At 63.4% G+C, this 18,990-nt stretch carries 19 protein-coding genes; 7 read left to right on the forward strand and 12 right to left on the reverse strand.

Features of this window, described 5'->3' with window-relative positions; all coding sequences use genetic code 11:
* Positions 1-9: 9 nt before the first annotated feature.
* Genes C2138_RS02485 through C2138_RS02520 form a run of 8 tightly spaced genes read right to left on the reverse strand, consistent with a single transcriptional unit; the run spans position 10 to position 6,703 of the window.
* Positions 10-483 (reverse strand): hypothetical protein, encoded by a 474-nt coding sequence (locus C2138_RS02485; RefSeq protein ID WP_159078112.1) that lies wholly within the window; start codon positions 481-483, stop codon positions 10-12.
* A complete protein-coding gene (locus tag C2138_RS02490; RefSeq protein ID WP_108515269.1) occupies positions 480-2,174 on the reverse strand; it encodes a hypothetical protein in 1,695 nt (564 codons plus the stop codon). The genes C2138_RS02485 and C2138_RS02490 overlap by 4 nt, the downstream gene beginning before the upstream one ends.
* Positions 2,171-2,551, reverse strand: coding sequence for a WXG100 family type VII secretion target (locus C2138_RS02495; RefSeq protein WP_159078113.1), 381 nt, complete (start codon positions 2,549-2,551; stop codon positions 2,171-2,173). The genes C2138_RS02490 and C2138_RS02495 overlap by 4 nt, the downstream gene beginning before the upstream one ends.
* 29 nt (positions 2,552-2,580) lie before the next feature.
* Complete coding sequence (gene trpS, locus C2138_RS02500; RefSeq protein ID WP_108515272.1) at positions 2,581-3,588, reverse strand: tryptophan--tRNA ligase; 1,008 nt, start codon at positions 3,586-3,588, stop codon at positions 2,581-2,583.
* Positions 3,585-4,451 (reverse strand): exodeoxyribonuclease III, encoded by an 867-nt coding sequence (locus C2138_RS02505; protein ID WP_108518701.1) that lies wholly within the window; start codon positions 4,449-4,451, stop codon positions 3,585-3,587. The genes trpS and C2138_RS02505 overlap by 4 nt, the downstream gene beginning before the upstream one ends.
* A gap of 10 nt (positions 4,452-4,461) precedes the next feature.
* Positions 4,462-5,571, reverse strand: coding sequence for a YihY/virulence factor BrkB family protein (locus C2138_RS02510; RefSeq protein WP_159078114.1), 1,110 nt, complete (start codon positions 5,569-5,571; stop codon positions 4,462-4,464).
* A gap of 48 nt (positions 5,572-5,619) precedes the next feature.
* Entirely contained in the window at positions 5,620-5,892 is a 273-nt protein-coding gene (locus C2138_RS02515) for an HPr family phosphocarrier protein (protein WP_108515275.1), read from the reverse strand.
* A 22-nt stretch (positions 5,893-5,914) separates the two neighbouring features.
* A complete protein-coding gene (locus C2138_RS02520; RefSeq protein WP_108515277.1) occupies positions 5,915-6,703 on the reverse strand; it encodes a DeoR/GlpR family DNA-binding transcription regulator in 789 nt (262 codons plus the stop codon).
* Positions 6,704-6,846: 143 nt separating this feature from the next.
* Here C2138_RS02520 and ptsP point away from each other — a divergent pair, with 143 nt between their 5' ends.
* The 4 genes from ptsP (at position 6,847) to C2138_RS02540 (ending at position 11,775) form a co-directional block, all read left to right on the forward strand.
* Positions 6,847-8,511, forward strand: a complete 1,665-nt coding sequence (gene ptsP / locus C2138_RS02525) for a phosphoenolpyruvate--protein phosphotransferase (protein WP_108515279.1) — start codon at positions 6,847-6,849, stop codon at positions 8,509-8,511.
* Positions 8,512-8,600: 89 nt separating this feature from the next.
* Positions 8,601-10,154, forward strand: coding sequence for a PTS mannitol transporter subunit IIBC (locus C2138_RS02530; protein WP_108515281.1), 1,554 nt, complete (start codon positions 8,601-8,603; stop codon positions 10,152-10,154).
* Positions 10,155-10,177: 23 nt separating this feature from the next.
* The gene (locus tag C2138_RS02535; protein WP_108515282.1) at positions 10,178-10,615 is read left to right on the forward strand and encodes a PTS mannitol transporter subunit IIA; all 438 of its coding nucleotides are present in this window, start codon (positions 10,178-10,180) and stop codon (positions 10,613-10,615) included.
* Entirely contained in the window at positions 10,615-11,775 is a 1,161-nt protein-coding gene (locus tag C2138_RS02540; RefSeq protein ID WP_108515284.1) for a mannitol-1-phosphate 5-dehydrogenase, read from the forward strand. The genes C2138_RS02535 and C2138_RS02540 overlap by 1 nt, the downstream gene beginning before the upstream one ends.
* A gap of 54 nt (positions 11,776-11,829) precedes the next feature.
* Here the strand turns inward: C2138_RS02540 and C2138_RS02545 are convergent, their stop codons facing one another.
* The 4 genes from C2138_RS02545 to sdhC are packed head-to-tail and all read right to left on the reverse strand — an operon-like array spanning position 11,830 to position 15,287.
* The gene (locus tag C2138_RS02545) at positions 11,830-12,591 is read right to left on the reverse strand and encodes a succinate dehydrogenase iron-sulfur subunit (protein ID WP_108515286.1); all 762 of its coding nucleotides are present in this window, start codon (positions 12,589-12,591) and stop codon (positions 11,830-11,832) included.
* A complete protein-coding gene (gene sdhA / locus C2138_RS02550; RefSeq protein WP_108518703.1) occupies positions 12,591-14,417 on the reverse strand; it encodes a succinate dehydrogenase flavoprotein subunit in 1,827 nt (608 codons plus the stop codon). The genes C2138_RS02545 and sdhA overlap by 1 nt, the downstream gene beginning before the upstream one ends.
* Positions 14,418-14,428: 11 nt before the next feature.
* The gene (locus C2138_RS02555; RefSeq protein ID WP_108515288.1) at positions 14,429-14,869 is read right to left on the reverse strand and encodes a succinate dehydrogenase hydrophobic membrane anchor subunit; all 441 of its coding nucleotides are present in this window, start codon (positions 14,867-14,869) and stop codon (positions 14,429-14,431) included.
* 4 nt (positions 14,870-14,873) lie between these two features.
* Complete coding sequence (gene sdhC, locus C2138_RS02560; protein WP_269844864.1) at positions 14,874-15,287, reverse strand: succinate dehydrogenase, cytochrome b556 subunit; 414 nt, start codon at positions 15,285-15,287, stop codon at positions 14,874-14,876.
* 167 nt (positions 15,288-15,454) lie between these two features.
* Here sdhC and C2138_RS02565 point away from each other — a divergent pair, with 167 nt between their 5' ends.
* The 3 genes from C2138_RS02565 (at position 15,455) to C2138_RS02575 (ending at position 18,947) form a co-directional block, all read left to right on the forward strand.
* Positions 15,455-16,573 (forward strand): mannose-1-phosphate guanylyltransferase, encoded by a 1,119-nt coding sequence (locus C2138_RS02565; protein WP_108518704.1) that lies wholly within the window; start codon positions 15,455-15,457, stop codon positions 16,571-16,573.
* 27 nt (positions 16,574-16,600) lie between these two features.
* Positions 16,601-17,668 carry a BMP family lipoprotein gene (locus tag C2138_RS02570; RefSeq protein ID WP_108515291.1) on the forward strand — a complete coding sequence of 356 codons (1,068 nt, stop codon included), beginning with the start codon at positions 16,601-16,603 and terminating at the stop codon, positions 17,666-17,668.
* Between the two features lie 184 nt (positions 17,669-17,852).
* Entirely contained in the window at positions 17,853-18,947 is a 1,095-nt protein-coding gene (locus C2138_RS02575; protein ID WP_199286560.1) for a BMP family lipoprotein, read from the forward strand.
* Positions 18,948-18,990: the final 43 nt, after the last annotated feature.

Genomic DNA, 18,990 nt, shown 5'->3' on the forward strand with positions numbered 1-18,990 from the left:
TCGTGAGAGTCATTTGGCGTAGAGCTTCGCTAGCGTGTCGGGATTCATCACGACGGTTCCCTCGCTCTTGATACTGAGCTCAGGGAGGCCTAGTTGTTGTGCCGCATCGTTGAGTGGAATGAGCTCGACGCCTTCGTCGCGCGCCGTGATGCGCACGACCCCCATCCCCTCAGGGATCCGTGGGGCGACAGTGGTGAGCACGGCCTCCAGCTCTGCCGCAGTCACAGCCTCGGTGGACACATGGAACGTCACATAAAGATTGGTGCCTAACCCCGACCGCACCTGCTCGGCGCGTGCCGAAATGATCGTGTCGTTGATTGCTTCAATCGCTGCGGCAATCTCCTGTTCGTGCGTCTCTTCCGCGGACGGGTTCATAGTGCGGTCGTTCCCTTCGAATATGAATGCACAGCCGGAGACAACGAGCGCTCCCAGCGTGAGCGCGACAACGAGCGAGGCGCGGCGGATGATCACTGTTCGCATCATTCTTTCCACTCATAGCGATGGTGTTCGCTCACCTCGCCCATGAACGAACCGAAGTGGTCGTTCGAAAGGGTTCCGTCCGCGACGAGCCGATCGATCGATTCTCGGTAGAGGTCGTTGTTGTGGGCTCCTGCACCGGACACGGCGGCTCCGCTGTCGTCATAGGCAGCTGTGCTGATGGTGATCCAATGTTGAGAGTTCGGTCGGGGCGCCGTCAGGTCGAGTTGATGGACAGGCTCTGGGTGCTGGATAGAGAGCACCTCCGTCTTCGACGGGATGCTCATTGCATCAATCGGTGACCCGTAGGCGAGCACAGCCGTGAAGTTGTACTCACTCGAACGATTCGCGGCGAGATGCCCGGCCATGATGCCTCCCTGGCTGAAACCGACAAGCATGACTTCGTCGGTGCTCGAAATGCCAGCCTCGTCCATGGCCGCAAGCACTGCCCGCTCATATTGCGTGCGTAACTCGGGGGTCAGCATAAGGGCGATGTTCGAATCCACGTCGTTACTCGCCCCGGGGTCACCGAACGACGTAGAACCCGCGTCGTCGTCCATGGCGCCCTGCAATGCCTGCCAGTCCTGCGTGCTCGGCAGGGTTACCACCCAGCGGGTCACGCCGTCCGGGCCGACGACCTGCTTGATGTCAACGACAGTCTTCTCCGAGCCGCCCATCTGGTCTGCATAGCCTTCTGCGAGAGCGAACTGGCCGAGCTCCGTGATCGACGTCAGTCGGGCTGCATCCGCTGCGGCCTCGCGCTGTTTCGCCGTCCCATCCGCAACGTAGTCCCGCACGGTAGGTGTCGGCGCCATCACGTCCGAAAGGATGCGCCAGAGGATCAGTCCGCCCGCGAGCGGCACCAGCATGCTGATCAGGAGTGCCGCCACTCGGATGCGCTCCGCTTCGAGGCCGGGGATGAGCAGCGTGGCGATGAGCGCGACGATGGTCGCCAAGACCAAGCCGGTGGCAGCGCTAATGATGTAAACCGCGATGGCGATGATCAGGATCACGGCGAGCACGACGGCCACCGCGATGAGCACCGCAAGAAGCACATCGACGGTCTTCTTGAGCACCTCCATGATCCACTCGCCTGCGGAGGCGAGAAAGTCACCTATCCCTGCAGCGAATGCGCCGAGGTGGTCCCAGGCGGAGTCGTCGGTGTCTTCGAGGGCGTGGCGGATGCGCACGATAGCCCGCTCGGCGGCGGCCTCGTGGTCGTCCACCGCCCGGCAGTGTGCCGCCCAGGCGTCGTCGTATTCCGACTGAGCGCGAGCGCGCTCCCACGTTGCATCGGCCGTCCGGTCGCCGAGCCGCTCTGCTCTCTCTGGATCGTCGTCGTCTGCCTCCGCACGCACCCGCTGCGCCCGCAGGCTCTCCTCGAGTTCCTCCGCAGTGTCGATGCGACGGCGCTCGTCGGCCATGCGCTCGTCGGCCTCGTCGGCTGCATTATGCGCGGCCTGGAGCTCGACCGCATAGATGGCAAGCGCATCCGCGGTGTCGGCATAGCGGGCATGGGCGCGCTCCACGGTTCTGGCCGCGTCGTCTCCGCGATCGCTGACCGCATCGATGGCCTCGGCCGTGCCTGTGACGGAGAGTCGCTGGAGGATGTGGGCGGCATCCGAGATGGCCGAGGCTGCTCTCATAAGGTCGTCCGTGCGCACGGCAAGGGCGCCGGGGTTGCCCGCAAGGCTCACTTCTCGCCCCCTGCGGCGTTCGCCATCTGCTGGTCGAGGTCGGTGAACGCATCGACTATTGCCTGCAGGGAGTCCGAGATGGCGGTCAGCTCATCCACCAGCCGCCCGCGGTTGATGTCCCAACCATCGGCAAAATCCTGCACTTGTGAGGCGAGCCCCGAATGCCCTACGAGCCCAGCGATGTCGCTTCCGAGCGATCCTGCCTGCCTCAGGGTGCTTACCGCAGAGTCGATCTCCGACCGGGAGTGCTCGATCGCACCGTAGTCGATCTGGATGTCCGCCACAGATTCCTCCCCCGACAAGCCATCGCCATCGTGCGTCGGCGGCGAGAGCTGCTCTTCTCCGGCCACACTATCGGCCGGGAACCCCCACGTCACTGGGCAGGACTACCCATGACCGAGCGGCTTCAGCGGCGGGGGAGCAGGCCCATACGGTCGTAGACGCGTGCGAGCGTCGCGTTAGCGATTTCTGCGGCCTTGTCGGCGTTGCCGGCCAGGATGCGGTCGAGCTCCGCAGGGTCGGCGAGCAGCTCGAGCACCCGTGCGCGGATGGGCGCGAAGGTCTCCGTAACAACCTCGGCGAGATCCTTCTTGAAGTCGCCGTAGCCGCGCCCCGCGTACTGGTCTTCGAGCGCTGCGATGTCGGTGCCACTCAGGGCGGAGTAGATCGTGAGGAGGTTGGAGATGCCAGGCTTTTCTGCACTGTCGTAGCGCACCGAGCCTTCGCTATCGGTCGTCGCAGACTTGATCTTCTTCGCGGTGGCGGTCGGCTCGTCGAGCAGCCAAACCACACCCTTCTCGCTCGAGGCAGACTTGCTCATCTTGGCGGCGGGGTCCTGCAGGTCGTAGATCTTGGCGGATGCCTTCTGGATCTGTGCCTCGGGCACCACGAACGTCTCACCGAAGCGTGAGTTGAATCGCTCCGCCAGATTGCGCGTCAATTCGATGTGCTGGCGCTGGTCCTCTCCCGTGGGGACGACCTCGGCGTCGTAGAGAAGGATGTCGGCGGCCATGAGCACCGGGTAGGCGAAGAGCCCCACCGTGGTCGCATCCGCCCCGTGCCGCGCCGATTTGTCTTTGAACTGCGTCATGCGGCTGGCTTCGCCGAAGCCCGTGATGGTGTTGAGGGCCCAGGCGAGTTCCGCGTGCGCCGAGACATGGGATTGCACGAAAAGAGTCGACTGCTCAGGGTCGATACCCGCGGCGATGTACTGCGCTGCCGTGCGGCGGGTAGCCTCCCGCAACTGTGCGGGATCCTGCGCGACCGTGATGGCATGCAGGTCGACGACGCAGAAGATTGCATCGTGCGTTCGTTGCATCTCACGCCACTGCAGGAGCGCCCCGATGTAGTTGCCGATCTGGAGAGAGTCGGCGGAGGGCTGCATTCCGGAGAAGAGACGGGGCTTTGCGGTCATCCGCCTATTCTCCCAGCATCCAGGGCATAGTCGACGACGACCGGAGCGTGGTCAGACCAACGGGTGTCGTAGGAGGGGTATCGGTCGACCCGGTAGTCCACGACCTTCGCTGCCAGCTCGGGGGATGCGAGGTGATAGTCGATGCGCCATCCGCTGTCGTTGTCGAACGCTTTGCCCATGTTGGACCACCAGGTGTAGGGGCCGGGGACCTCTCCGACGAAGCGGCGGCCGACGTCTACCCACCCCAGCCCGGTGCCCTTCGTGCCGTCCTGGCATTCGACGGTCTCGCCGGCAGGCCCGACGAAGCGATCGAAGTACGCACGCTCGACTGGCAGGAACCCGGCTCGCTTGACGTTGCCCTTCCAGTTCTTGATGTCGAGAGTGGTGTGGCCAACGTTGAGGTCGCCGACGACGAGGGAGTAGCGCGAGTGCTTCTCGAGCTCCGGCAGTCGGGCGCTCATCGCGTCGAGAAACTTGTATTTCTCCACCTGCTTGGGCGTATCGACCTCGCCGGAGTGCACATAGGTACTCACCACGGTGACAACGTCGTCGCCGACCGCGAAGTCTGCCTCGAGCCAGCGCCCTGCGCTATCGAACTCCACGTCGCCCAGTTCCACCCTGTGGATGCTGGCCTTGTTGCGACTGGCGAGGGCAACACCCGCGCGCCCCTTGGCAGTCGCCGCGTCGTGCAGAACATCCCACCCGTCGCCGAGGAGCCCGACAAGATCATCGGTAGAGGCGCGCACTTCTTGCAGGGCAAGGATGTCGACGCCCGCTGAGTCGAGCCAGTCGCCCATTCCTTTGCGGTACGCGGCGCGGACTCCGTTGACATTGACGGTGGCGATTCGAAGCGGCGAAGACATGCCGAGAAGCTTATCGACGACCACCGTCATGGTGCTGGTCGGGCGTCGCGGCGCGACCGGCATCCTCGTGTGTGGATGGGGATGCGTGGCGGCCGAACAGTCGCCGAGCCCAGCCCCAGCGACGACGGCGCTTGAGCTCCGTAACCCTCCGTTCTGCTTCCCCTCGCTTCTCTGCCGCGCGGGAGACCTCGGCAAGGCGAGCCTCCTCTCTCTCGCGGGCGATTCGAGGGTCGGCGATGAGACCGCTGTCGGCCATGCCCACCGCGATCCACGATGCGCCCAAGAGAATCACCTGGCACATGAGGTTGAACCAGATGAGCAGGCCGATTATCACGGCGAACGATGCCAGAAGGGGGTTATTTGTCGCACCGCCGAGCAGAGCGGATCCCAGAATCTTGAGCACCCCGAACGCAGCGCCGCCGATCATGGCACCCACCCACAGTCGCTTAGCAGGGATGCTCAGGCCCGAAAGAAGACGATAAAGGGCCGCCAGTGAGACCGTGTCGAGGGCAAACATGAGGATGAGGCCTAGCGCCCGACCCTCAATGAGGGAGGCGAGGGTCTCTGGCACGTTCCACGCGTCGAGGAGCGACCCGACTGCCTGTGTGCTAAACACCAGGAGAGCCGCCGACACCAGAATCGCCGCGCCGAAGGCGAGCCCAAGCCCGGCATCCTTGAGCTTGAGCAACACCGGATTGAGCTTCTCACCGGGGAGATCGAAGAGCAGACGAACCGCGTCGCGGCATGCGGCGAGCCAGCCGAGGGCGGTAAAAACGAGGCCGCCGAGGGCGATTGCGCCAGTCCACCCCAGAACGGAGGCCGACTCCAGGTCGTCGGGGTTGATTGCGCCGTTTCCATCACCTGTATCGATGAGGCCGGGAATGGCCGAATCGAGCAGCGCATAGAACGCGCTCTGGACATCTGGATGCGCGCTGATAACGAGCCCGGCAACCGCGAACGCTACCCATAGTGCGGCGAAGACGGCGAAAATCGCGTTGAACGCGAGGCCAGCAGCGAGGATCGGCCCCCGATTCTCGACATAGTGCATAAACACTCGTACTGGCCGGAGAGCCGTGACCCACGCTATGACCTTGTTGACGCGCTCGGGAATGCTCACCACTCAGCCCACACTACGGGAGGCGCTCGTGCAGGAGGGTGTCGTCACGCCTCAGTCGACGTCGAGTTCGGAAGCAATGAGCGCCGCCATGTCATCGGCAACCGCGTCGGCGTTGTCGCCGACCACAGTGAGGGTGACCTCGTCGCCGTGGTTGACTCCCATAGCGAGCAGAAACAGCACACTGGCGGCGTTGGCCTTTTTGCCGCCGGCCTCAATCGTGACCGCGTGGCCGCTCTCCGCTGCCGCCTTGGCGATGGTCGCTGCGGGGCGAGCGTGAAGGCCGACAGCCGAGCCGAATGAGACAGTGCGCTGGGCTTCTGACATGGGGGAGTCCTTTCTGGAACGGTCAAGCTACTGCTGGCGACCCTAGTGCGCCAGCGAGGGTTACGTCAGGCCCGGCGGCCTCGACCTCCCGCACGAGTTCGGCGTTGACTCCGGGGTCGGTGATGATCGTGTCGATCGCCGCGAGAGGGGCCACTCGGCCAAATTCTTCGCGCCCAAACTTGGTGTGATCGGCCAGCACGATGCTGCGTCTTGCCGCTTTGATGATGGCGGATTTAACCGCCGCCTCTGCAATGTTGTGGGTCGTGAGCCCGCGCTCCGGAGTGATGCCGTTGATGCTGATGAAGGCGACGTCGACGCTCACCATGCTCAGCATCTGGTGGGTCCATGTGCCAACGGATGCTCGGGATGTCGCCCGCACGAGCCCACCGAGCATATGCAGCTCAATATTGTCGTTGTCGGCGAGGGCTAGGGCGACCGGGAGGGAGTGGGTTACGACGGTCAGCCGTCGGTCTGCGGGAATGAGTTCTGCCAGCTTGATGGTGGTCGTTCCGGCGTCGATGATGATGGATCCGCCGTCGGGTAGTTCTTCGAGCGCTGCCGTCGCGATGGCCAGCTTCTCGGCGGTGAGGATTTCGTTGCGAACGGTGACGGCGGGGCCAACGAGTCCGCGCTCGACGGGGATCGCGCCACCATGGGCGCGCCGCACGAGCCCGCGGCGTTCGAGACCCGTCAGGTCGCGCCGGATGGTCTCGGGGGTGACGTTGAGGAGCTCGGCGAGTTCCCGCACTTCGACACGACCGTGCTCGCGGGCTTGCTCAAGGATTGCCTGGTGGCGTTCGGGTGCGTACATGGTGACCTCGTCGTCCGCAGTCAAAGCATCACAAACAAATGTCTGCTTTAGTAGTTTTATCTTTGAATTTGTTTGTTTGTCAACCGAGATGGGGGTACTCTCGGGGCAGGTTTTATTGCCGCCACACGATGAGGGAGTCCGTGATGCGAGAACTGCGAGGCATAGGAGTCGGTCGGGGAATCGCGTCGGGACCGGTGCTGAGGATGCCCGACCCGCTGCCAGAGCCCCCCGCGACGCCCCGCACCGCTGACGCGGACACCGAGAACGCCGCGGTGACAGAAGCCCTCGCAGCCGTCGCTGCCGAGCTTGCGGCGAAAGGCGCTGCCGCAGGAGGCGACGCCCAGGGCGTGCTCGAGGCCCAAGCCATGATGGCGCAGGACCCTGGCCTCGTTGAGGACGTGGCGTCGCGCATCAAGAACGGCAGCACCGGGGAGCGTGCCGTGTTCGACGCCTTCGCTGCGTTCCAGCAGCTGCTCACCTCAATGGGCGGTTACATGGCTGAGCGGGCCGCTGATCTCGGCGATGTCTCGCAGCGCATCATTGCTCGGCTCCGCGGGGTGCCCGCGCCGGGGGTTCCAACATCCGATAGTCCCTTCGTATTGGTCGCCCACGACCTAGCGCCCGCAGACACGGCCATGCTCGACCTCGACAAGGTGCTCGCCCTGATCACGCGCGACGGCGGTCCCACCTCGCACACCGCCATCCTGGCCCGCTCCAAATCGATCACGGCGATCGTCGGGGTATCAGGGGCGGACGAGCTCTCCGACGGCACCATCGTCATTGTCGATGCCGGAGCGGGGCTCGTGACGGTCGAGCCGACCTCGGCGGAGATTGCCTCCGCAGAGACCCGGACCGCTGAGCTCAAGGCCATTGTCAATGCGCCGATCACCGACGGCGCCCTCGCCGACGGCACTCGGGTTCCCCTCCTGGCCAACCTTGGAAGCCCCAAAGATGCCGCAGCAGCGGTCGAGCTGGGCGCAGAAGGTGTTGGGCTCTTTCGTACTGAATTTCTCTTTCTCGACTCGACAACCGCTCCGACCATCGAGCAGCAGCAGGCCGACTACACGGCGGTGTTGCAGGCCTTCCCTGGCAAAAAGGTTGTCGTTCGTTGCCTCGATGCCGGTGCCGATAAGCCCCTGAGCTTTCTCAATGACGCAGAAGAGGAGAATCCGGCCCTGGGGCTTCGCGGCCTCCGGGCACTGCGCGCCAACGAACAGATCCTGCGGGACCAGCTCACCGCCCTCGCCCGCGCGCAGGAGGACAGCAACGCCGAGCTCTGGGTCATGGCGCCCATGGTCTCCGACGTCGAAGAAACCGAATACTTCGTTGCGATCGCCCGTGAGCTTGGCGTCAAGGTCGCAGGAGTTATGGCCGAAATCCCTGCGCTAGCGCTCATGGCAGACCAGGTCGCCGCCGCGAGCGACTTTGTGAGCATCGGCACGAATGACCTCACCCAGTACACGATGGCGGCCGACCGGATGCTCGGCAGCGTGGCCGCCTATCAGGACGCGTGGCATCCTGCCGTGCTCAGGCTCGTCAAGATGCTCGGCGACGCTGGCCGCGCCAACAACACGCCTGTTGGGGTCTGTGGTGAGGCCGCCGCCGACCCTCTGCTCGCCGTCGTTCTCGTTGGGCTGGGGGCCACCTCGCTCTCGATGACCCCGGCCGCGCTCGCCGATGTTCGGGCCGAGCTTTTGCTCCACACCCGCGAAGAAGCTGCGGCGCTCGCCGAGGCAGCGCTCGGCTCGCGCACCGCAATGGATGCCCGCGACGCTGCGAGGGCAGTCGTGTCCGCTCGATCTCACTAACCGAACCACGCACCGGAAAAACACCACACAAAATGAGTCACCGCACTACACCAACCCCGTCCAGCACCTCTCGAGAACAGGAAACCAACATGACAACGGAGTCACCCACCCGCCGTGGGGGCGGAGCGCGCGTAGGAATTCAGCGCTTTGGCACCTTCCTCAGCGGAATGATCATGCCCAACATTCCGGCGCTCATCGCCTGGGGCATCATCACCGCGTTCTTTATCCCGGACGGATGGACCCCCAACGAGGGCCTTGCAACACTCGTCGGCCCCACGATTCACTACCTTCTGCCGCTTCTTATCGCCAACACCGCCGGCCGGATGGTCTACGACACCCGAGGCGGTGTCGTAGCGACCGTGGCAACGATGGGCACGATTGCGGGTTCCGACTACCTCATCGCTCTGTTCAACGAGTCGCAGCCAGCGGGCGAGGCGCCCCTCGGACAGGTGCACATGTTCATCGGTGCGATGATCATGGGCCCGCTCGCGGCGTGGGGTATGAAGCGCCTCGACGCTCTTTGGGCTGGCAAGGTCAAGGCGGGCTTCGAAATGCTCGTGGATATGTTCTCGGCCGGTATCTTCTCGTTCGCCATGGCCGTCGTTGGCTTCTACATCCTTGCCCCGATCGTCAACTGGATTATGGATGTCATCGGCACCGCGGTCGGGTGGCTCGTCATCACGGGCCTACTGCCGCTGACCAGCATTCTGATTGAGCCCGCCAAGGTCTTCTTTCTCAACAACGCCATAAACCACGGTGTTCTCACGCCGCTCGGTGTTGCTGAGGCGGCGGAGACCGGCAAGTCGATCCTGTTCCTACTCGAGGCGAACCCCGGTCCTGGCCTCGGCGTGCTTCTCGCCTTCACGTTCTTCGGCACAGGGATGGCCCGCGCGAGCGCGCCAGGAGCGGCAATTATTCAGTTCTTCGGTGGAATCCACGAGATCTACTTCCCCTACGTGCTGATGAAGCCGCTTCTGCTCCTCGCGGTGATCGCCGGAGGTATGACGGGCGTCGCCACGAACGCTCTGTTCGACAGTGGCCTTCGCGCGCCTGCAGCTCCCGGCAGCATCATCGCGGTGCTCGCCCAGACGGCAAGCGACAGCTACCTCGGCGTCATACTCTCCGTGGTGCTCTCCGCGACTGTCACGTTCCTGATCGGCAGCATCATCCTGCGGGCAAGCCGCAAGAACGACCTGCGCAAGGGAGGCGCCGATCTCGCGGCTGCTGTTGCCCAGACCGAAGCAAACAAGGGCAAGTCGTCCGCAGTGCTCGGTGGACTGGTCACACCGGATTCCGACGCGCGCTCCGACTCGGCAGCCGCCGGGGCCGAGGGCACGACTTCCACGGACACGCGCATCGATAACGTCGTGTTCGCCTGCGACGCCGGAATGGGATCGAGCGCAATGGGAGCATCCGTATTGCGGAACAAGGTTAAGAAGGCTGGAATTGAGGGAGTGACGGTCGTGAACAAGTCGATCGCCAACCTCGACGGCACGGAGGACCTGGTGATCACCCATCAAGACCTCACGGCTCGAGCGACGGATAAGACGCCGAACGCGCGCCACATCTCCGTTGACAATTTCATGAACAGCCCCAAGTACGACGAAGTGGTCGAATTGCTCAAGTCGCAGAACGACCGATAAGCGAACAGGACAGGGAGTTCCCCATGGAGTCACAGGTACTGCAGCTCAGCCAGATTCGCATCGGTGGCGAAGCCACCACCAAGACGGAGGCCATGCGCGAGGCGCACAGCATCCTCATGGAGGCAGGGGCGGTCACATCGGCCTACCTGCCCGCGATGCTGGAGCGTGAGGAGTCAGTGTCGACCTATATGGGGAACTTCCTGGCCATTCCGCACGGAACCAACGAGAGCAAAGAGTCGATTCTGCGCTCGGCGCTCTCGTTTGTGCGCTACGACCAGCCGATCGATTGGGACGGAAACCCGGTGCGTTTTGTTGTCGGCATCGCCGGCATCGAAAACCAGCACCTCGACATACTTTCCAAGATCGCCATCGTGTTCTCGGACGAGGACGAGGTACAGGCCCTGCTTGACGCTGCAAGCCCGGAGGAGATTCTCGACATTCTGTCTGAGGTGAATTCCTGATGAAGGCCGTGCACTGCGGCGCCGGCAACATCGGTCGCGGCTTTGTGGGCCTGCTGCTGCACGAGGCGGGATATGACGTCGTGTTCTCGGATGTCAACGCCGAGCTCATTGGGCAGCTCACCGCAGCCGACTCCTACACTGTGCACGAGGTGGGGGAGGGTGCCAGAGATCACGAGGTGACGGGATTCAGAGCCATTGACAGCTCCGCAAGCCCGCAGAGTCTCGTCGACGAGATCACGAGCGCCGATCTCGTGACGACTGCGGTCGGACCCACAGTGCTCAGGTTTATCGCGCCCGCCATCGCCCAGGGGTTGCTCGCGCGTAGCGACGATGTCGCCCCGTTGGGCGTTATGGCGTGCGAGAACGCCATCAATGCCACGGACATCCTGCGTGCAGAGGTCGAGCGCGTCCTGTCGGAGATAGCCCCAGGAGATGCGCTCGCGGCGCTCGGTCGCGCGGTGTTTGCCAATACCGCTGTGGATCGCATTGTGCCGGGCCAGGCATCCGGAGCAGGCCTCGATGTCACCGTCGAGAGCTACTACGAGTGGGCGATCGACCGAACGCCCTTTGGTGGAGCAGAGCCGAGCATTCCGGGAGCGACTTTTGTCGATGACCTCGCTCCCTACATTGAACGCAAGCTCTTCACGGTCAATACGGGGCATGCCACGATCGCCTATTACGGGTTTGTCGCCGGAGCCTCGGCAATATCGGATGCCCTCGCGCGCCCCGAGGTCGAGGCCGCCGTCCGATCCGTTCTTATGGAGACCAAGCAGCTTCTCGTGGAGAAGCACGGGCTCGACAGCGCGGCCCAGCAGGCCTATATCGAGAAGATCCTGGTGCGCTTCGCCAACCCCCATCTGCCGGACACGGTCGATCGAGTAGGGCGGCAACCGTTGCGCAAACTGAGCCGGCACGAGCGGTTCATCGGCCCGGCCGCAGAGCTTGCGGAACGCGGTTACACCCCCGCCGCGCTCATCGATGCGGTGGCGACTGCCCTTCGATTCGACGTGCCAGAAGACGAGCAGAGCGTTGAGCTTCAACAGAAACTCGATGCCCTCAGCGCCGCCCAGTTCACCAGCGAGGTGTGCGGAATCGAGCGGTCACATCCGCTATTCGCTCCGCTGGCGGCGGCCATAGAAGCCCAGCAGACCGAGCGCTAGCGACAACCAAAAAAGCGCCGACCCCAACGGGATCGGCGCTTTTTTATGCTGTAGTTACGGCTTGCCGCGCATGATGGCCTGCTTGACCTCGGCGATTGCCTGGGTCACCTGGATGCCGCGGGGGCATGCCTCGGTGCAGTTGAAGGTGGTGCGGCAGCGCCACACGCCCTCTTTGTCGTTGAGGATGTCGAGACGCGTCTCGGATCCCTCATCGCGCGAGTCGAAGATGAAGCGGTGGGCGTTCACGATGGCTGCGGGGCCAAAGTACTGCCCGTCGGTCCAGAACACGGGGCACGACGAGGTGCACGCTGCGCAGAGGATGCACTTGGTGGTGTCGTCGAAGCGGGCGCGCTCAGCAACGGACTGCTGGCGCTCCTTGCCCTTCTCTGGTGCCTTGCCGGCGATGAGGAAGGGCTGAATGTCCTTGAAGGAGTCGAAGAACGGCTCCATGTCGACAATGAGGTCCTTCTCCAGCGGCAGACCCTTGATGGCCTCGATGTAGATGGGCTTCGAAATATCGAGGTCCTTGATGAGCGTCTTGCAGGCCAGACGGTTGCGGCCGTTGATGCGCATGGCGTCGGAGCCGCAGATGCCATGGGCGCATGAGCGACGGAACGTGAGCGAGCCGTCCTGCTCCCACTTGATCTTGTGCAGTGCGTCGAGGATGCGGTCCGTGGGGTACATCTCGACGTCGAAGTCCTCCCAGCGGGCCTCAGTGTCGACATCGGGGTCGAAGCGCCGGATGATGAGGGTCACCGTGAATGAGGGGATCGGGGCCTCCGCGACGGGCACGACCTCAGCTGTTGCCGTGGACATCAGTACTTCCTCTCCATGGGCTGGTAGTTGGTGATGACGACGGGCTTCCAGTCGAGCTTGATGTGGTCAGCCGCATCAGCAGAGTGGGGGTCACCGGTGAGGTAGGCCATCGTGTGCTTCATGTAGGTTTCGTCGTCGCGGTTGGGGTAGTCGTCGCGCATATGACCGCCACGGCTCTCCTTGCGGTTTCGAGCGGAGAACACGACAACCTCGGCTAGATCGAGCAAGAAGCCTAGTTCGATTGCCTCAAGAAGGTCTGTGTTAAACCGCTTGCCCTTGTCTTGCACGGCGATGTTCCGGTAACGCTGGCGAAGGCCGTGGATGGTCTGCGTGACCTTGCCCAGCGACTCATCGGTGCGGAACACCTGTGCGTTGCGGTCCATCTCCTCCTGCAGCTCCTTGCGGATTGCAGCGATGCTTTCGGTTCCCGTGGAGGACTGCAGCATTTCGATGAGGCCGCGGATCTCCGCCGTGGGGTCCTCGGGCAGCGGGGCGAATTCCGCCGTCTTCACGTACTCGGCAGCATTGTTGCCGGCGCGCTTGCCGAAAACGTTGATGTCGAGCAGTGAGTTGGTACCCAGACGGTTCGAGCCGTGAACCGAGACACACGCGCACTCGCCGGCGGCGTAGAGGCCGGGAACGACGGTGGTGTTGTCCGAGAGAACCTCTGCGTTGTTGTTGGTGGGGATGCCACCCATCGCATAGTGAGCGGTCGGCATAACCGGCACGGGCTCGACGACGGGGTCAACACCGAGGTAGGTGCGGGCGAACTCCGTGATGTCGGGCAGCTTGGTCTCGAGAACCTCTGCACCCAGGTGCGTGCAGTCCAGGTAGACGTAGTCCTTGTGGGGGCCCGCGCCGCGTCCCTCTGCCACCTCCTGAACCATGCACCGGGCCACGATGTCACGGGGAGCGAGGTCCTTGATGGTGGGGGCGTACCGCTCCATGAAGCGCTCACCGCTGGCGTTGCGCAGGATCGCGCCTTCGCCGCGGGCACCCTCGGTGAGGAGGATGCCGAGGCCAGCGAGTCCGGTCGGGTGGAACTGGAAGAACTCCATGTCCTCGAGCGGCAGGCCCTTGCGCCAAATGATGCCAACGCCGTCACCCGTGAGGGTGTGGGCGTTCGACGTGGTCTTGTAGACCTTGCCGAACCCACCGGTCGCAAAGATCACGGCCTTGCCCTGGAAAACGTGGAGCTGGCCGGTGGCAAGCTCGTAGGCGACAACACCAGCGGGCTTCTTGACGCCGTCAACCTCGCTCATGATGAGGTCGAGCACGTAGAACTCGTTGAAGAAGTTGATGCCGTGCTTGACGCAGTTCTGATACAGCGTCTGCAGAATCATGTGACCGGTGCGGTCGGCGGCGTAGCAGGCACGGCGAACCGGAGCCTTGCCGTGATCGCGCGTGTGGCCACCGAAACGACGCTGGTCGATCTTGCCTTCAGGCGTGCGGTTGAACGGAAGACCCATGTTCTCGAGGTCGATGACCGCGTCGATGGCTTCTTTCGCCAGGATCTCGGCAGCATCCTGGTCAACCAGGTAGTCGCCGCCCTTGACGGTGTCGAACGTGTGCCATTCCCAGTTGTCTTCTTCTACGTTTGCGAGCGCTGCGGCCATGCCGCCCTGCGCCGCGCCCGTGTGGGAACGCGTGGGGTAAAGCTTGGAGATAACGGCGGTGCTGGCGTTGGGGCCAGCCTCGATGGCGGCGCGCATTCCTGCGCCGCCAGCGCCGACGATGATCACGTCGTGCTGGTGGTAGGTGACGCCGTCGATAACCTTCGACTCTCCTACAGCAGGTACAGCATCCGCGAAGAGGGAGCCGCCGATGTTACGTTCGTTCACTTTATGTCCTTACAAAACTCGGGCAGAAGATCGTCATAGCCGACAGGGCACGGGTCGAACGTGAAGATAACGAGCGAACCCAGAACCAAGAGCACGACAGTTGCGCCGAGCAGTGACCACATGAAGATGCGGCGAAGTGTGGGGTTGTGTGCGTAATCAGCAATGAGCGTGCGCATGCCGTTGGCGCCGTGGATGAGGGCGAGCCACAAAAGCAGCGTGTCCCAGACAACCCAGAATGGGTCTGCCCACTTGCCGCCGACGAAGGCGAAGTCGATGGCGTGAACACCATCGCCGACCATGAGGTTGACGAAGAGGTGCCCGAAGATGAGAACGACCAACACGACGCCACTGGCGCGCATGTAGATCCAGCCCCACTTCTCGAGGTTGATGCCGCTGCGCTTGGGAAGGCTGCGAGGAGTTTCGATATTTACCGTCATCGTCTTAACCCCCGAAGACATTCATCAGGTGGCGCGGCGTGAAGCCGAGCATGAGCACAACCCAGAGCGCGATAACGATCCAGAACAAGAGCTTGTGGTGGCGGGTTCCGACCGACCAGAAGTCAATGAGGATGATGCGCAGGCCGTTGAGGGCATGGAAGCCGATTGCGCCGACGAGGCCGACCTCACCAATACCCATGATGGGCGTCTGGTAGGTGCCGATAACGGCGTTGTATGCCTCGGGGCTCAGACGCAGCAGCGCCGTATCCAAAATGTGCACAAGGAGGAAGAAGAAGATGCTGACACCGGTGATTCGGTGCAACACCCACGACCACATTCCTGCACTGCCGCGGTAGAGCGTTCCACCTGGTTTGTTCTTGCCTTGTGGCTTATGGTCCACTGGCTGGGCTTCGGCCAGGGCTCCCGCCGAATTCTCTGGCACGAGCAACCCTCCTTGCGATGTGATTGGGGCCCCGCCTCGGGGCATGGGAATGCGTTGCGTGAACAGCGCTCGTCAATTGTATTCCTGTTGAGAGGGCACCTGCTGCCAAGGCTTGCCTAAGTCGCGCGGCTATGGTTTACCGCATGAGTGATTCTTCTGCCCTTGAGCGTTTCTATAGCGTGATCCCTGCCGGAGGCATCGGGTCGCGGCTGTGGCCGCTGTCGAGAGCCGACGCTCCTAAGTTCTTGCACGACCTCACGGGAGCAGGCAAAACACTGCTCCGCGGCACATGGGATCGCCTCGAACCCCTCAACGGCGACCAGCGCATCATGGTGGTAACCGGTCGAGCGCACCGGGCCGCGGTCGAGGCTCAGCTGCCCGCTCTCGCTGACCACAACGTCGTGCTGGAGAGCGAGCCGAAGGATTCGACCGCCGCGATTGGACTCGCCGCCGCAATCCTCGAACATCGCGAGCCCGGCGTGATCATCGGTTCTTTCGCCGCAGACCATGTGATCACCGATGCCCGCGGCTTTCGGCGCGCCGTTGTCGAAGCCATCGCCGCTGCGGATGCTGGCTACATTGCGACGATCGGCATCAGCCCGACCGATCCGGCCATCGGCTTCGGCTACATTCACTGCGGCGGGCGACTCGACATCGCGGGTGCTCCGAGCGCGTTCGCGGTCGATACCTTCGTTGAGAAGCCAAATCTTGATGTTGCTCGCGGCTATCTGGCCGCGGGGGATTACCTCTGGAACGGCGGCATGTTCATTTCTCGCGCCGACGTGCTGCTCAAGCAGCTCGGAGAGGCGGAACCAGAGCTGCTCGAAGGGTTGCTGGAGCTCGCTGCTGATTGGGATACCACTCGCCGTGGGGCGACGGTCGACCGTGTATGGCCCCGGTTGCGCAAGATTGCGATTGACTACACGGTGGCAGAGCCTGCGGCCAAAGCGGGGCGTCTCGCTGTGATCCCGGGGGACTTCGACTGGGACGACGTGGGTGACTTCGCGGCGATTGGCAAGCTGCACTCCGGTGGGCGTGTCAACAACCTTGCGATTCTCGGGGACAACCCGCGCATTCTCTCCGACGCGTCGACCGGCGTCGTCATCAGCCACTCCAAGCGGCTCATTTCGCTCATTGGAGTCGAGGACATCGTCGTAGTCGATACGCCGGATGCCCTCCTTGTCACGACGACCGCCAACGCGCAGCGGGTCAAGTCTGTCGTCGACGCCCTCAAGCTCGCCGGAAGTGGCGACGTGCTCTAAGGCCCCGTCGTGCTCTAGATTTTGCCTATGGTTCTTTCTTCGCGCATCCGCAGCACCGCCGCTGTCATCGCGGCCTCTGGCCTTCTCGCACTCGTCGGCTGTGCGCCGGCGCCGGATCAAGGCGGTGACTCCGCCGGCTCCGACTACTGCGCTCGCATGGTCACCAACTCAGGAGGGCTCGAGGATCGCTCCTTCAACCAGTCAAGCTGGGAGGGCCTTGAGATGGCGGCGGAGGAGTTTGACATTGACGTCGACGCGATCGTGTCGACCAACGAGACGGACCTCGCCCCCAACGTTGAGCAGGCGGTCGGCACCGGCTGCGAGCTGATTCTCACGGTGGGCTGGGAGCTCGCGGAGGCCACGTCGGCGCAGGCCGAGGCAAACCCCGACCTGCGCTTTGCGATTGTGGACGAGCTGGTTGAGGGCGACAACATCAAGCCGATTGTCTTCGACACCGCGCAGGCCGCCTACCTTGCGGGTTACCTCGCCGCTGGCGTGACCAAGACCGGCATCGTCGGCACCTTCGGTGGCGGCAACCAGCCCCCCGTGACCCTCTTCATGGACGGATTCGTCGACGGCGTTGCTCAGTACAACGAGACCCACGGCACCTCGGTGCGTGTTCTGGGCTGGGACAAGGCCAGCCAGGACGGCCTTTTCACCGGCGACTTCGAGAACGTAACGCTGGGAAAGACCACAACCGAGGGCCTCCTCGACCAGAACGCCGATGTCATCCTCCCCGTGGCCGGGCAGGTCGGCGAAGGAGCCGCCGCAGCAATCGCAGAACGCGGCGGCATGCTGATCTGGGTCGACAATGACGGCTACGAGACGCTGCCTGCTGAATATCAGGGCATCGTGTTGACGAGCATCCTCAAGAACACCCAGGATGCCGTGGTCGAGATCGTGCGCGCAGACCTCGACGGCGACTTCACGGCTGAGCCGTTCATCGGCACGCTCGACAACGGCGGAGTCGGGCTTGCGCCATTCCACGACCTCGAGGCTGCTGTGCCAGCGGCGCTCGTCGCCGAGCTTGAGGCGCTCAAGGCTCGGATCGTGGCGGGCGACATCGTCGTGACGTCTCCGTCAACGCCGAAATAGGGGAGCTGCGCCCCTCGATCGGGGGTGCTTTACGGTCTGAACATTTCGTAGATATATCGCGAGCATCCCAGCTTGATAACTGTTCAATTTCGGAACCCAAAGTGTTGTCAAGCACGTCGTAGTTTTCGGTAACGTTGTGCCCACAGTCCGGCGTCACTTGCACCGGCTTCTTTTGGAGGACATTTTGGCAATCATTTCTCGCAAGGCCGCCTTCGGCGGTCTCGCATTGATCGGCTCCAGCGCGCTCATCCTTTCTGGCTGCGCGTCTGCCCCTGAAGAGGGCGACGGCGGCAACGCCGCAGCAGCCGACTTCCTGCCCTGCATCGTTTCTGACGCCGGCGGATTCGACGACAAGTCGTTCAACCAGCTCAGCTTCGAGGGCCTCGTCAAGGCCGCGGAGGAGCTCGGCGTCGAGTACAAGGACGTTCAGTCCGACGCCGAGACCGACTACGAGCCCAACATCACGAGCCTCGTAGACCAGGGCTGCGACGCCATCGTCACTGTCGGCTTCGCGCTGTCGGCCGCGACGGTCGAGGCGGCCAAGGCCAACCCCGACGTCGACTTCATCATCATTGACGATGCAGCAGACTCCGACTTCGATGGCAAGGCTGACGCCGACAACATCAAGCCGATCCTCTACGACACGGCTCAGGCCGCGTTCCTGGGTGGCTACGCCGCAGCAGCGATGTCGCAGACCGGCAAGGTCGGAACCTTCGGTGGAATGAACTTCCCGACCGTCTCCATCTTCATGGACGGCTTCAAGCAGGGCGTTGACTACTACAACGAGGCCAACGGCAAGGCCGTTGAGGTTCTCGGCTGGGACGGCACCGACGGAACCTTCACCGGCGGCTTCTCCGCTGGCACCGAGGCGCTCAACGCGGCTCAGGGTCTCATCGACCAGAACGTCGACGTGCTCCTGCCCGTCGGTGGCCCGATCTACCAGAGCGCAGCAGCGGCAATCCGCGACGCGAACCGTGACATCGCCCTCGTTGGTGTTGACGCCGACGTGTTCCAGACCGACCCCACCGTCGCTGACCTGCTCCTGACCTCGATCCTCAAGGCCATGGACGTCAGCACCTACGAGGCCGTGCTTGCCGCAGGTAAGGGCGACTTCGACCCGACCCCCTACGTTGGCACGCTCGAGAACGAGGGCGTTGGACTCGCCTCGTTCCACGACTGGGAGAGCAAGGTTCCCACCACGCTGCAGGCTGAGCTCGACGCTCTGAAGGCAGACATCGTCAGCGGCAAGGTGAAGGTTAACTCCTACCTCGCCAACTAGGCACACCTCCGCACAACAGTGAGGGAGGCCGGCTCTTGCCGGC

It is taken from the genome of Salinibacterium hongtaonis (assembly GCF_003065485.1).
Taxonomy (GTDB): Bacteria; Actinomycetota; Actinomycetes; order Actinomycetales; family Microbacteriaceae; genus Homoserinimonas; species Homoserinimonas hongtaonis.